Annotated in this window: 12 protein-coding genes and 1 pseudogene; 4 read left to right on the forward strand and 9 right to left on the reverse strand. The window is 54.4% G+C overall.

The genetic code is table 11. From position 1 onward, the window contains the following. Positions 1-29: 29 nt before the first annotated feature. Positions 30-242 (reverse strand): GNAT family N-acetyltransferase, encoded by a 213-nt coding sequence (locus LB462_RS30385; protein WP_224515757.1) that lies wholly within the window; start codon positions 240-242, stop codon positions 30-32. A gap of 277 nt (positions 243-519) precedes the next feature. Here LB462_RS30385 and LB462_RS30390 point away from each other — a divergent pair, with 277 nt between their 5' ends. Further along, positions 520-1,296, forward strand: a complete 777-nt coding sequence (locus LB462_RS30390; protein WP_224515760.1) for an IS1595 family transposase — start codon at positions 520-522, stop codon at positions 1,294-1,296. A 1,004-nt stretch (positions 1,297-2,300) separates the two neighbouring features. Here the strand turns inward: LB462_RS30390 and pepT are convergent. The 4 genes and pseudogenes from pepT to LB462_RS31730 all read right to left on the reverse strand — a co-directional run bounded on the left by pepT (position 2,301) and on the right by LB462_RS31730 (position 7,154). Next, the gene (pepT, locus tag LB462_RS30395; protein WP_224515761.1) at positions 2,301-3,539 is read right to left on the reverse strand and encodes a peptidase T; all 1,239 of its coding nucleotides are present in this window, start codon (positions 3,537-3,539) and stop codon (positions 2,301-2,303) included. 164 nt (positions 3,540-3,703) lie between these two features. After that, a complete protein-coding gene (locus tag LB462_RS30400) occupies positions 3,704-4,141 on the reverse strand; it encodes a Ros/MucR family transcriptional regulator (RefSeq protein ID WP_224515762.1) in 438 nt (145 codons plus the stop codon). 198 nt (positions 4,142-4,339) lie between these two features. Beyond that, positions 4,340-6,586, reverse strand: a complete 2,247-nt coding sequence (locus LB462_RS30405; RefSeq protein WP_224515764.1) for an adenylate/guanylate cyclase domain-containing protein — start codon at positions 6,584-6,586, stop codon at positions 4,340-4,342. A 103-nt stretch (positions 6,587-6,689) separates the two neighbouring features. Then, positions 6,690-7,154 (reverse strand): annotated as a pseudogene (locus LB462_RS31730) (AAC(3)-I family aminoglycoside N-acetyltransferase). Positions 7,155-7,777: 623 nt separating this feature from the next. On the opposite strand from LB462_RS31730, the gene LB462_RS30415 reads away from it, so the two are divergent. Continuing rightward, positions 7,778-8,185: a hypothetical protein gene (locus LB462_RS30415; protein ID WP_224515765.1), complete on the forward strand. Its 408-nt coding sequence runs from the start codon at positions 7,778-7,780 to the stop codon at positions 8,183-8,185. A gap of 70 nt (positions 8,186-8,255) precedes the next feature. Here the strand turns inward: LB462_RS30415 and LB462_RS30420 are convergent, their stop codons facing one another. From LB462_RS30420 to LB462_RS30430, 3 genes are all read right to left on the reverse strand, one after another. Further along, complete coding sequence (locus tag LB462_RS30420) at positions 8,256-8,918, reverse strand: hypothetical protein (protein WP_224515773.1); 663 nt, start codon at positions 8,916-8,918, stop codon at positions 8,256-8,258. Positions 8,919-9,071: 153 nt separating this feature from the next. After that, positions 9,072-9,758, reverse strand: a complete 687-nt coding sequence (locus tag LB462_RS30425; protein ID WP_224515775.1) for a hypothetical protein — start codon at positions 9,756-9,758, stop codon at positions 9,072-9,074. Positions 9,759-10,138: 380 nt separating this feature from the next. Then, positions 10,139-10,288, reverse strand: a complete 150-nt coding sequence (locus LB462_RS30430) for a hypothetical protein (RefSeq protein ID WP_224515777.1) — start codon at positions 10,286-10,288, stop codon at positions 10,139-10,141. Between the two features lie 146 nt (positions 10,289-10,434). Here LB462_RS30430 and LB462_RS30435 point away from each other — a divergent pair, with 146 nt between their 5' ends. Beyond that, positions 10,435-10,698 carry a hypothetical protein gene (locus LB462_RS30435; protein ID WP_224515779.1) on the forward strand — a complete coding sequence of 88 codons (264 nt, stop codon included), beginning with the start codon at positions 10,435-10,437 and terminating at the stop codon, positions 10,696-10,698. 270 nt (positions 10,699-10,968) lie between these two features. Further along, positions 10,969-11,946, forward strand: a complete 978-nt coding sequence (locus LB462_RS30440; protein ID WP_224515780.1) for an MBL fold metallo-hydrolase — start codon at positions 10,969-10,971, stop codon at positions 11,944-11,946. 146 nt (positions 11,947-12,092) lie between these two features. Here LB462_RS30440 and LB462_RS30445 read toward each other — a convergent pair. Continuing rightward, positions 12,093-13,511, reverse strand: a 1,419-nt coding sequence (locus LB462_RS30445) for an FAD-binding oxidoreductase (protein ID WP_370637355.1), incomplete at its 5' end; no start/stop codon positions are given.

Raw genomic sequence — 13,511 nt, forward strand, 5'->3', positions numbered from 1 at the left:
TTTGGTGGACACCTCATGCATCAGAGCACTCAACGGCAAAAGGTGCAGGGAAATGCGCGGTTACAAATATCCTGCTCCACTACTGTCCATCCCACGCGTTCGTAAAATGGCGAAATTTCTACCGATGCGCAGAGGAAGATCGTCGAAACTCCCTGTTCAAAAGCCGCCTCTATTGCAGCGCGAACAAGCGCTGAACCGATTCCGCTTTTGCGATTTGCGGGTTCTACCCAAAGAGCCGCCACCCAAGGCGGCTATTTTGCCGTACGAGCCTGGGAGGGACTGAGGCGTGGCTTCGTCCAAACATCAACCAAAAGGGCAGCATTTTCTGCTCACGCCCGAGTGTCGAACACTTACGTTCAAGGACCTTGCGAAGATTCGCGAGAAGACGGCCTGTAGGTGGTTTATGCAGATGCGCTGGCCCGAAACAGACGGTGAGCCGTACTGTCCTGTCTGCGGGACGCTGCCTGCTATGCCATGACCCGCGGGCGCTTCAAATGTTCAGCCAAGGAGTTCAACGCCGTGCTCACTGTCACGTCTGGCACGGTTTTCGTTATGGCGATTTGGCTCTCGGTGAACTCGGTCAAGGGCAAGGCCGCGCTGCAGCTTTCACGCGAACTGGGCGTGCAGTTCAGGACGGCGTGGGTGTTGCTCATGAAGCTGCGCGATGCGATCGCGTCGCGGCGGGACACCATGATGCTTCAAGGGGTGATCGAGATCGACGGCAAGTATGTCGGAGGCCACATTCGCCCCGAAAACAGGGCCGAGGATCGCGTCGACCGTCGCAAGGCCAAGTACCAAAACCACAAGCGGCTGTGCGCACTCGCACTGCGCGAACGAGGCTTTGGACGGCCTGGCCATACCTTCACGTGCATCATCCGCGACGAGGACAGCAACGCTGCATGGGCCGCCGCTAGGGATCGTGCTTTGCGGACCGCCAAGATCCTCGCCGACGAACACAAGAGTTATGACCATCTCACTGACTTGAACGAGCTCGAGCGCGTCAATCATTCCAAGGCTTATCGATCCAAGAGTGGGGCGAATACCAATCAGGTAGAAAGCTTCTTCTCGAGGGTGCAGCGCGCCTATATCGGCATCCACCATCGCTTCTCGTTGAAATACTTCGATTGGTACGTGGCTGAGCTGGCCTGGCGGGAAGATGTCCGTCGCAACGACAACCGCAACCAGTTCTTCGAGGTCCTCGGACGGGCGCTCAAGCAGCCGACATCGCGCTATCTTTGCGGGTACTGGCAAGGCAACAAGCCGCCTGATCTCATCTGGGAGGGCGACCCGGTCTAGGCCGCGATCTCCCAGAGGTATCGTTTCCCGTCGTGACGGGCTTCATTTCACGGGCGGCCCAACTCACCACGACGGAGATCTGTTCAATACCAACTTTGGCGCGACCGCGTTCTTTGAAATTCAGCGCGAGCGGCTTCCCACCTCAAGTTCGGGTCGTTTTATATCGACACCCCACATCGAACTATTTGGAGGATTGTTAGGTTACACTGGTGATGACGACATCACCACGGGCGACCTGTGGTCCAAATGCTGGCTTCATCTTCGGCAAACTGTGCTCCAGTTCGGTTTAGGTCCCACAGGGCCAAGCCCCATTGTGTTGGGCAACGCCGAAACGCATGATGTTCTTATATTCGAGGAGAACGCAGATAGAAGCGTTCATGTAAATATGCCTGGCCTCAAGCTAATGCCCGCAGTCGCTTTCGGCGGCGTAAATCCAGCAAGCCCACTGTTTGCACATCTTGAAGTCCGGTTCGACATCCAGCTGGAAGGAGCAGGAACCTTAATCTGGTGCGACCCAGACGTCCTTCTCCGGACGTTCCAGTGGCCACTCCAACCTATTTAAGATTGACGTATTTAGTACGATGATCCGACTCTTTCGACCCAGGTGGCGACGATCTTGTCACCTGAGTCGATCGCCGCTTCCGTTCCCCTGAGCCATGGCCGTCGACCTGAGCCACAATGGAGTACCGATTTCGACGCTGCCGAACTCTGCCAACAACCCGTCGCCCATAAGCTTGAAGATGCGGCGATGATGGCGGGCGATTTCGGGTTCGAACAATTCCTTTCGGCCAGCATGAGACGCTCGAAGGTTCCCTGTTCGTCCTGCTCCATCAAAGTGGAGTAGCCAACGACATCGGCGGCGAGAATAGTAACAAGGTTTACGGTCCCTGACCGTCAACCTTGTTTAGGTGAAATGTCCCCGCGTTGGCTATAGCACAAATTAAGCGAAGGCGCGCTTTCGAACAGAAGGAGGCAGCAAGGGAACCAGTGTAGTGGGGGTGGCACTACATCATTATTTTGGCGCGCTCTTCCCAGATTGTTGCCAGTTCGACGAGCGTCATGACGCTTTTTTCCATGTCCTGTCGACTGATCCATTCGAGCGGCGAGTGAAAAGCGTGACCGCCAGCGAAGATGTTGGCGCACGGCAAGCCCATAAACGACAACCGCGAACCGTCAGTACCACCTCGGATACTGCCGCGCACAGGAACCATGCCGGCGCGTCGGATGGCTTCAACGGCATTCTCCACGATCTCCGGATGGCGATCGAGGATCACCTTCATGTTTCTATACTGCTCTTTGACCTCGAAGCTGTAGGAGGAGTTGGGGTAGTTCGCCATCACATCCTTTACCAGCGTCTCGAGCATAGCTTCCTTGGCGGTGAGTCCGTCGTCAGTAAAGTCGCGAACAATCAAGCTGATAACGGCCTTTTCCATGGATCCGGTTACGCCCGTTGGGTGAACGAAACCCTCTCGGCCTGTCGTCGACTCTGGCGCAACGTCCTTCGGCAGTCTATTAATGGCTGCGCCGGCGATCTTGATGGCGTTTTCCATCTTTCCCTTGGCGAAGCCGGGATGGATGGCGACTCCCGTTATGGTGATTTCGACACCATCGGCAGAGAACGTCTCATCTTCGATATGGCCAGCCGTTTCGCCGTCGACCGTGTAGGCGAACTGTGCGCCCAGCTTTGTCAGATCGACCTTGTCTACACCGCGACCTATTTCCTCGTCTGTCGTAAAAAGCAGTTTGATTGTTCCATGCCGAATGTCGGGATTGTCGACCAGGAATTGCGCTGCCGTCATGATCTCGGCAATGCCGGCCTTATCATCAGCACCGAGCAGTGTCGTGCCGTCGGTCGTAATGATGTCGTTGCCGAGTTGGTCGCGCAGCGCCGGATTGTCGCTGACGCGAATAATCTGCTGCGGAGAAAGCTGTATGTCGCCGCCGCCATAGTTTAGCACCATTTGCGGCTTGACGTTTGTCCCAGTGAAATCGGGCGCGGTATCCATATGCGAGCAAAAGCAGATGACTGGTACGGGCTTATCGACATTTGAGGGGATGGTCGCGTAGATGTAACCGTTTTCCTCGATGTGCGCGTCGACCACGCCAATTTCCAGCAACTCTTCGACCAGGACGCCGCCGAGGTCCTTCTGCTTTTCGGTGGAAGGTTGAGTCGATGATTTGGGATCCGATTGGGTGTCTATGACGACGTAGCGAAGGAAGCGATCGGTGACAGTGTGGGTCATGGTTACTTTGTTTGTCGGTGATGGGGTTTGCAGGCGAGTTTCACTTTGTCACCGAAAGCCGCCGCACACAACGAGTGGCCCATGCCCTTTATTGAATAGCTTTTTATAACGGCGACAAGGGCTGCATCGCGCCCTCGTCACAGGGCGCGAAGCGAAGGTCCACGTTAACGCGCCCTCCCCGACTTTCGACCTAGCCCCATGGCCCTGGCAAGGCGGGAGCGAGCCTCGGCGTAATTCGGCGCGACCATCGGATAGGAAGGATCAAGATTCCATCTCTTGCGGTATTCTTCGGGTGTGAGATCAAAGGAAGTCTTCAAGTGCCGCTTCAACGATTTGAACTTCTTGCCGTCTTCGAGACAAATGAGGTAATCGGGTGTCACCGACTTTTTGGGGTTCACTGCAGGTACTGGGATAGGCGAGGCAATCGCCGTCTCTTCGTTTCCGGGAGTTGCTCCTGCCAATGCAGCATGCACGGTATTGAGCAACACCGGTAAATCCGCGGCACGCACCGCATTATTGCTGACGTAAGCCGCCACCAATCTGGCTGTCAGGTGGACGAGCTTGTCCTTGTTTGATTCGCGGTTGAATTCTTCGATAATCATTCCAATTAATCTCCCACTAATCCAAATATCTAAAGCTATTGGTATGATCTTTGAACACCAGATGTTCCGAAAATACAAATGCGAAAAAAACCTAGATAGGGTTGGGTTTTTGCCGATTAAATCGCACCGTTAAATCGTGCGGAATTAAGCAGCAAAGCCTCCAAGTCTGCTTGCAACCTATCCATGAACCGATCAGCATCACTTCACAACCGAGAACTCAAACCTGTCCCACTGGGTAAACAAAAGGTATTCGTTCTTCTCCGCGAAGATACCGCCGGGATTGCGAAAAATGGAGGCGCAGAAACGAAACTCTGATGGATAGTAGATACACAAGAGATTGCCTTCAATTGTGCTTGTCCCTGTATCCGACCAGTCTCCGACGGTGATGTGGGTTGTGCCGTCTTCTGCCGTCGCCCGCTTATACGCTTGGCCAGTACCGAGTTTGCGTCCCTGTACTTCCTGATCGAATAGCAACGACCTCATCGCTGCGCCATCGAGGCGGTCCGGTGAGGTCGGATCCAATCCGAAGGACAGTTCCGGAACTCCCGCCTTGTGCAAACCAACGAGCACCCGTTCGAGATCGGGATAGTGTTTGAATGCGAATTCGCCAGCGGCCATCTGTCCCGTGAATTCTCGCTCCTGTGTTTTGGCCAGATAGGGCTTGATTCTCTCTCGGGCCTTGGCGGCGTCAGCGCTTTGTTCAAGTTGCCCGTACGTGGAAATGAGCAACATGAGGCCAAGGTGATTGGACCAAAAATCCCAATAAGAGGTTTCCTTCGACACCGGATCGATTTTCTCGAGTGCGACAGCGGCCGCCTTGAAGCGGTCCATCGAGATATAGGCGAGTCCGGCCAAGTAGTAGCGCTCGTGTGACCAAACGGGGTCGACACGCGTTGCCGCATCGAGGTAGCCGAGGCCATCCGCCGCCCTTCCGTTTAAAGTCATGGCGTTGCTCAGCGACTCGTAGTTCTTAGGATCACTCGCATCGAGTGCTATGGCCCGCTCTGCAGCGGCGATGGCCTCATCGGACCTTTGCTGCATGTTCAGCTTTGCTGAGAGGATTCTGTAGTACGCCGCAGAAGGGTTCTTCGCGGCCTCTTTGAAATAGATGTCTGCCTTGTTGTGGGCCTCGACTTCAGTAAGTCCGAGCACTTTTGACCTTGCCTCGGTCCACTGTGCTTCCCTATAGAACCACGCGAGCGCCGCCGCCGCATTCCCAAATTTAGGGTCGAGCGCCAAAGCCTGCTCGTAGTGCCTTACAGCCTCCACCCAATCCTCGGGCCTTTCCCTGAGCTCGAGTTCGCGGCCGCGCAGATATGCTTCGTACGCTGCGGTGTTGCTTGTGCCACCTGCAATCTTGGCTGCCTGCTGGCCCGAAACCAATCGCAGTTTCAGCGCCGTCGCGATTTCACCGACCATTTTGTCCTGCAGCGCGAAGACCTCATTCCACGCCCCGTCAAATCGTTCTGCCCAGATATGCCCATTGGTGGTCGCATCGATAAGTTGCGCGTTGATGCGCATGTCATCGCCGATGCGCCGAATGCTTCCTTCAAGCAGGTAACGTACCTTGAGCTCAGCCGCGATTTGAACTGGCTGCACGGACTTATCTTTGTAAGTGAATGCAGCGTTGCGCGAGATCACGAAAAGGCCCGGAAGGCGTGCCAGCTCGGTTGTAAGATCCTCTGTCATGCCATCGGCGAGGTAACCCTGTTGTTTGTCGTCGCTGAGATTGTCAAACGGCAGCACGACCAGTGAGGGTCTAGTATCGCTAGACACGTTTTGCGAGATAGATCGCTCATCCAACAATCGGTTTGTCAGCCACCCAACTCCAGCGCCTCCCAAAACCACCAGCAAGACTGCGGTCATCGCCGTAAGGCTCCATCGGCTTTGGTATCGCGGAGCCCTTGTAGGTGTACCCTTCGCATTCGGATCGAGCACAACACGGTACACACGAACTGGCTCTGCAATCCCTTTGACCTTTTGCTCGCCGAGGGAAACGTAGCCAAGGGATGCTATCTTCGATTTTACATGATCATAGGTCGTGCCGGAGAGGGCGATACCCCCAGGTTCTGCCAAGCTTTGCATCCGGTCGGCGATGTTGACCCCCTCGCCGTGGATGTCGTCTCCTTCGACGATGATATCGCCAAGGTTGATGCCAATCCGAAAAAACAGGTGTTCTCCAAGCAATGCAGTCGCGTTTCGCTTTGCTTTGTCCTGCTGGATATCCACCGCGCAGCGCAACGCATCGACCACGCTGTGAAATTCGGCCAATATGCCGTCACCCATCGTTTTCACCAGCCGGCCGTGGTGTTCCGCAATCTTGGGCTCGAAGATTTGTCGGAAATCGGTTTGGAAGCGGGCACGTGTACCCTCTTCGTCGATTTCGCTTAAACGGCTGTAACCAACGACATCGCCGATCAGTACGGCTGCAAGGTGGCGCTCCATATCCTGGCCCCTCACGGAATGCACTGCACTCCGATTGAACATCTTACCGCAGGTAACCTGCCGATACCATTGCGGGCTCGCAAAGTGGGTTCTTATTCCTGGGCTACTGCGGGTCGATCCCTATGTCGAAATGAAGAACATCCTCGCGAACGCCGAGCTTTTCGTACAGTGCAATCGCCGGGTCATCACCGTAATCCGCTTGAACGTATATGACCCAAGCGGCGCGGCGCTTGGCGATGTCCCTTAAGTGGTTGATAAGGGACATAGCGATTCCTTGCCGACGGTACTTTTCATCGACCGCAAGATCATAAATATAGAACTCACGTCGCGCCTGCTCACTTGTCAAGTTCATAGGCGACAAGCCCACCCGTCACAACTCCGCCTGCGATCGCGACCAAGGCAACGACGTGATCCTTGGCAAGGAAGTCTTTCATAGGACATCACTTGGCGGGTCGTTTTCGTGTGTCTCGCAATCGGAAAATGCATTTCCGAACAAGGCATTCAACTCACGAAGAAGGAAGACGTCATCTGACGTGAGGCGCTTAAGCGTAAAACGCTGAGTGGACATGAACAGATTTTCCGCAATTCTAAAGGCGGTGGATACTTGCGCACATCGGCCGAATTGCAAGCGGATTTTATAGCGCAACGCGGCAAGAAAGGTCTGCTCAAATTAAGGACTGTGGATTTGCTGGCATAGATATCTCGGGCGGACCTACCGCATAAGCTGTAGCATCCGCGCGAGCAGAGTCTTCGGTTCCTCCTCCGGGGAAGGCCTGTCGTCCTGAAATTCGGCGGGCAGAGCCTCAATGCCACCCATGAGGGCAATGAGCCACTCGCGATATCTTTGTGGGGTGGCTCGCTCTAACAATACAACTTCATCTGCAGCGACTGGGCGGTCAATCTCGACTGGCATTCTTCTTCCCGAAGTTAATGAATGTTCGGCCGTACTTTCTCATTCAGAGGCGATAACACGTGTGCTGCGGGACCAGCAACATCCACTTCGGATTGACTGCGGTATTTGGTATGCATCACTCGGCCGTATAATTCCACCGCAAGAGTTCCACGATTCGGCTCTGCTTGTGGCCGTTCAGGTCGAGAGCAACGAGACAAATCCGAAGTAAGCGTCAGGCGCGGCTGTCTTGTCCTGGTCCGAACTGATCGATAGGTTCGCATGACAACGAGGGTTATATCGTGACTAGAGACAGTGTAGATGGACAGATTGACGTTTCAGAAGGCAGCGGTGAACTTAAAGCAGATCTCACAAGCTGCCCAGAATTCGTCGCGGCGCTACAAGATGATCATATGATGTGGACGGCCTACAACCTGCTGATCCAGGTGGAATGGATAAGAGCTGGCGGACCCGTAAAGCGTAATTGGGGCTCCAACGGACACATTGCCGGGTTCATTGCCGACCTGCGTGCTAAGGGCGAGACATACTTGGATATCCAATGCTACGCGGATGATGGCCCTCCTTTTGATCAAGAACAAAAATGGGCCTCTGTCAAAGAGTTTCACATAATGTTCTCTCAGCTAGGCTGGTATCCCAATCCCAATCCAAACCTACACGTTCTGATCAGAGAGGTTGGCCCAAAAGAATAGCGAGCGGTACGGCATTCAACACATCAAATTGTGCCCGGCTGGTTCGCGATCCTGATTCCATTGGCTTCGGTCATTTAGAATTACCCCGAGAGCACGCTTTGTTAAGTTCAGAACTAACCGTTTTATTCTGGGACGCGGCATCGGCCATTGCTTTGGCGTATTGTATGATACGGTAAAACTCAGAGTAATCAGGAGGTTGCTTGAAATGATGGGAGAAATCGACGGTACACGAAACTCCATCGGATAGCGGGCCGACCTTGTAAATTACCGTGTAGAAAACACACATGTTCGCAGCATCACGATTGCATCGCACCCAATACAGCTCGTCTGAAATTGCCACGGCGAGGAAAGTAATGTTTTCGTAACCGGGAACCACCGATGGCCCGGCAGCAGTTGCTCTAAGTATAGGATTGGAGACAGTCCAAACGTTTGGATTAGAGGTAGCTGTTAGCGTCAGTGACTGACCGTTGGCCAGTTTCAAAAGAGAACTAAACCTTGAAGATAAAAGTTCGGCTGTTTCGTACCAATTGAGCGTCCAGTGCGAAGAAACGTTTGTCTTTCCATCAGGAGATTTGTCGCAAAATGGTACATGCAGAATATCTTCCCCACTGACCGACTGCTCTAGTCTTCTGATACAGCTCTCATAATTAACGTCAGCCTTTGCGTCTGAAAACACAAGAAAAGAAGCACCAAAAAGAGCAAAGGCACAGATCCATAAATTTCTCTTTTTCAAGATTACGTTCCTATTCGATGGGCGGTTTGGCCGACGGATTGAATCTCAAAACGTCTCCGTCCGCTACTAGTCTCTGTTGACAAAGTGCATAGCAACCGCAGTCAAATTTGAATTTTGCATGAATTGCCTTTTGGGCTCACAATCGGGAAAGCCTCACAATTTGGTCGGGGTAATTGGCGTTAAGCCCAGATCAACGAAACTGGTTTTGGTCACCACTTCGCCCCCGTGTCTCTGAGTCAAGGCGAGGACGGTGTAGGCGAGGATGTGCGGTCGCGCATCGAGAAACGCAACGGAGAGGATGAGGTGGTCTGGTTTAGGACGCCATCGAAATCCGAGCACGCCGATTCGAAATGGATTTTGCCAAGCCTCCGTAGATCCTCTTAAATGTAGATCGACGCCTGCTATGCCGCTTCTAGTGAACAATAGCGTAGCACGTCTTATTGCCGACCATTTTATACGAATGCCCGACCGGGTATCTCTGAATCCCTCGGCATCAATCACGAGGGCCGGGTTTTTTCGCATCGCATCGATGATGCATGTCAAAGCGACACCCGTGAATCCGATCCCACCCAGAAAACTGATCGGCCCGAACACGATGAACAGAATCATATCCCGGGCGGAAAAGGAACCATCGAAGACAGCAAAGGCCAAAAGCAAAGCCCCAACCACCAGAATCGGTCCAATGAGCGAGCTGAGCAGGCCAAAAAAGATGTTCTTCCCCTTGTGTGGTCGGGCACGCAAGGGAAGCGGTATCAAGACGGGCGGCACGATGGAGTGGAACATCGTCGGTTCATCCGGTATTTCTACCGCACCAGTTGAATCGACCATCCTTTGGGTCATTGCGGTCCTCACCTTCGTAATCTTGTATCTGGACAGGCCACCCGGTGAGAAATGCAAGGCGACCAAGAATATACGGTAGCCAAATCCTTACAGTCGCTAGGCCAGGAATGCGCCGAAGAGCACTTGGCTTTATCGTATCGAGTAGACCCGAAAAACTAGGAGAAAAATGAACAATAGGCACACCCTCGTTTTGAGACCAAGCGTGATGTCCTATCACTTGAACCATTGATGCAGCGTTCGTTCGGTTGGTAAATTTTTATCGGTTGAGCCGCATCCAGTGGCGGACAGAGCCGGGACCAAACCCAGACGACGCCGAGGACGAGCAACAGCGGGAGCCTCCAAGCGGCAGGCGCTAGTCGATCAGTAGCGAGGAAATTCCCCTAGCTCCGCGCAAGTTGCGCCAGACCGAGCCACGGACCGCGATCTTCTTTAGATGACGCCACCAGCCCCGAGGGGCGCTTGCCCGTTGGCGTTTGTGGTTCATGCGCCTTGTTGTTCTCCTCATTGCTCTTCCCTTCGTCGTCGCTCATGGCATTGCCCTCCGCCCGTTGGCAGGAAGATTTTAGCAGAGCTTTGAAGGCGCAAAAAATCCGGACAAGGCCTGAAATCGCGGATGGGTAAAACCTTACAGAAGATTTTGACGCTGGTTTAAATCCGGGCTGATAGTGATTCCGGCATGGAAACAAAGAAGACATTCACCGACGTATTAAAAGTCCTCGCTCCGATGTGGGGCCTCATGTTCGGAGCAGCCATTGGCTGGATGCTCTTTACCCAGCTTTGGCAAATACTCTTGGCTGCCGTTCTCTGCATGACTGCTGGCCAAACCTATTATCGCGAAATTATCAGTGCGGATCGCCGCTTCACTGTAATCACGTGGATAGTTGCCTGCATTTTCTTCTTCATCCCAATGCTGGCGGTAGTTGCGGGTCTTTTGCGGTAAATGGACAGGACAATTAGCGTGGGCATGAGGCTCTGGTCCAAGCACAACAAGGGTGCATTCGCAAACTTAGGGAATGGTTATGCACCCGCTGACTGCAAGAGGCTCGGCAGTGTGGTCTTTGCTACCTAATTTTGCAAATGTCTGCTGTTGGCGTAAGGCGGGACATCGCGCCAGATGAGCAGTTTATATCGCTTAACGACTGGGTTCGTGGTAGTTTTATGTATCAATAGTACAAACGGGGATTAGCGAGCTTTTCGAAGGAGAGGCACTATGTTTGCGACAGACAGACGCGCTTTCTTGAAAGCGACGGTTGCTGGAACCGTTGTTTCCGTCGTGGGAATCCCAGAAGTTACGTCGGCGGCAGATCCCGGACCGACCAAAACGTCACCGGGGTATTATTCATTCGCCCTTGGTGACTTCCAAATTACATTACTATGCGACGGCGTGTTCGTCTTGCCCACCGACAGCCTTGCGACAAATGTCAAACCTGAAGAAAAGAAACCATATTTCGACGCGCATTACCTTGCCCCTGATATGGTTCAGCTTCAGGCTAGCCCGCTACTGATTGACACCCGGCAGAAGCGGATTCTGGTCGATACAGGTCTAACTTCGGGCACAGATTGGGCCGCCCGTGCCGGGCGATTGACTAAAACGCTTGCAGCAGCGGGCATCGCCGCGGACTCTATTAGCATGGTCGTTCTCACCCACTGCCACCCCGATCATATAGGCGGGCTTGTTGCCGACCCGGCGAAGCAGTTCCCCAACGCGAACCTGGTCCTTTCTGAAACTGAAATGGATCTCTGGAATTCTCCAGATGCGGCCTCCAAACTGCCAAGATGGGCGGCCGAGTTCATACCCATGGTGCAAAAGGTACTAGCGGCGCTTGGCGACCGTGTGCATCCGATCAAGGGAGGTGCTGACGTTGAGACGGGCATCACGGCTCTCGACACTCCTGGACATACGCAGGGTCATATTTCTCTGCTAGTCGGTTCCGGAAGCGAGCAATTGCTTATCACGGGAGACGCCATCACGAACATCCACTTTGCCTTCGACCATCCGGAATGGCAGATCATGTGGGACCATGACCCGGATAAAGGTGCGGAGACCCGCAGAGCGTTGTTGGACCGGGCTACAAATGACAGGCTGCTTGTCGCTGGCTATCACTACCCGTTTCCGGGCGTCGGTCATGTGGTAAAGGAAGGTATGGGTTTTCGCTGGCTGCCGACGGATTGGGTTTGGGCCGATTGATGGATCGTCGCGCCCGAGCGATACCGCAAGAGATGGAATCTTGATCCGTCCCATCCGAGGTCGTAGCAAGTTCGCGCTGAGAAGTTCACGCGGATGGCGCGGGAAGTGTAAAATATTCAGCTGCAGACTATTGCGTCAGATGGACATCACTGCGGCTGAATATTTTGGTTCATGTCGAACAGGTTATGAGGATCGTAAGTCCTTTTGAGTTCCTGAAGCCGTGCATAGGTTGCCGCACCGTATGCATCCCGAACGAGATTGTCGCCCTCCCCAAGTCCGGGGAAGTTGAGGTACATTCGGCCCGTGGAATGGCGCTGCATATTTTGCCAGACATCGCGAACCCAACTGATATTGGCATCGTCATCGCCTGGGCTGGACCAGATCGCATCGAGGCTCAGCATGAAGGGCATAGAACGGTCGCCAAAGGCGGTGGCCTCGGCGGCAACGCGCTGGACCGCACCACCGAATTTCCAGATCGAAGCATAGGTCATTTCCGACGGACGCTTCGTTAGGTGGGTGGTGATCTCTTCAATGACATCGTCGTGTAGGTTTGAAAGGTACGTCGATTTCCAGTAGCAGCGATCCCGCCCCTTGGGAAACAACCCGTCATAAAGGGTCTGCAGGACGCGGTACGGCATGCGCCCGCTGAAATCGAGCAGGGGTTCGCCAAAGCCAAGCAAAGGCTGCGTGACACGCTCTCCTTGGTCGGCTGGACCATCATAGACCGTCGCGAGTGCCAGGACACGTTTTCCCCAAGTCTCGTCGGGATAGGCTGGATCGCTGGGGATGGTGGAGAATTCGGCAAGACCGCTCACCTCGTCGGGAGCCGTGGCCATGTGGTCACGCCATTGCGGCAGGATTTCATTGGCCCGTTCTTCGGGATAGACGGGAGCGCAGAACATAATCTCGTCATCGACCGGGTGGAGTCGGAACTCAAAGTTCACGACAACGCCAAAATTGCCGCCGCCACCCTTCAGCGCCCACAGCAAGTCCGGGTTCTCGGTGTCGCTCGCATGGATCAGACGGCCGTCGGCGGTGACGACGTCGGCGGCAATGATGTTGTCGCAGCTGAGGCCGTGTGTGCCGCGGAGCCAGCCGATGCCGCCCGATAGTGTGAGTCCGGCCACGCCTGTCATCGAGATGAGTCCCCCAGGCGTGGCGCGGCCAAACGGTGTCGTTGCTGCGTCAACGTCTGCCCATGTCGCCCCGCCTTCGACAAAAGCACGATCAAGTCCAGACGCGATCCGGACACCATTCATGAGCGACATGTCAATCATCAACCCGCCGTCGCAGACGGCATAGCCAGCAACGTTGTGTCCACCGCTCCGGACAGCGACAGCAACATCATGGGCCCGCGCGTAAGCGACCGAGGCCAGCACATCAGCAGCGTTGCGGCAACGGGCAATCAGGGCAGGTCGCCTGTCGATCATCCCGTTCCACACGACACGCGCATCGTCGTAGCCAGCATCTCCCGGCTCAAGCAGTTCGCCGTGCAATACGCTACGGAGTTCGTCATGGGTCATCTCGGCTCCTCCTGTAACAGGGATCCTAGCACTGTCGGATGT

The sequence above is a fragment of the Phyllobacterium chamaecytisi genome (genome assembly GCF_020164455.1).
GTDB lineage: Bacteria > Pseudomonadota > Alphaproteobacteria > Rhizobiales > Rhizobiaceae > Phyllobacterium > Phyllobacterium chamaecytisi.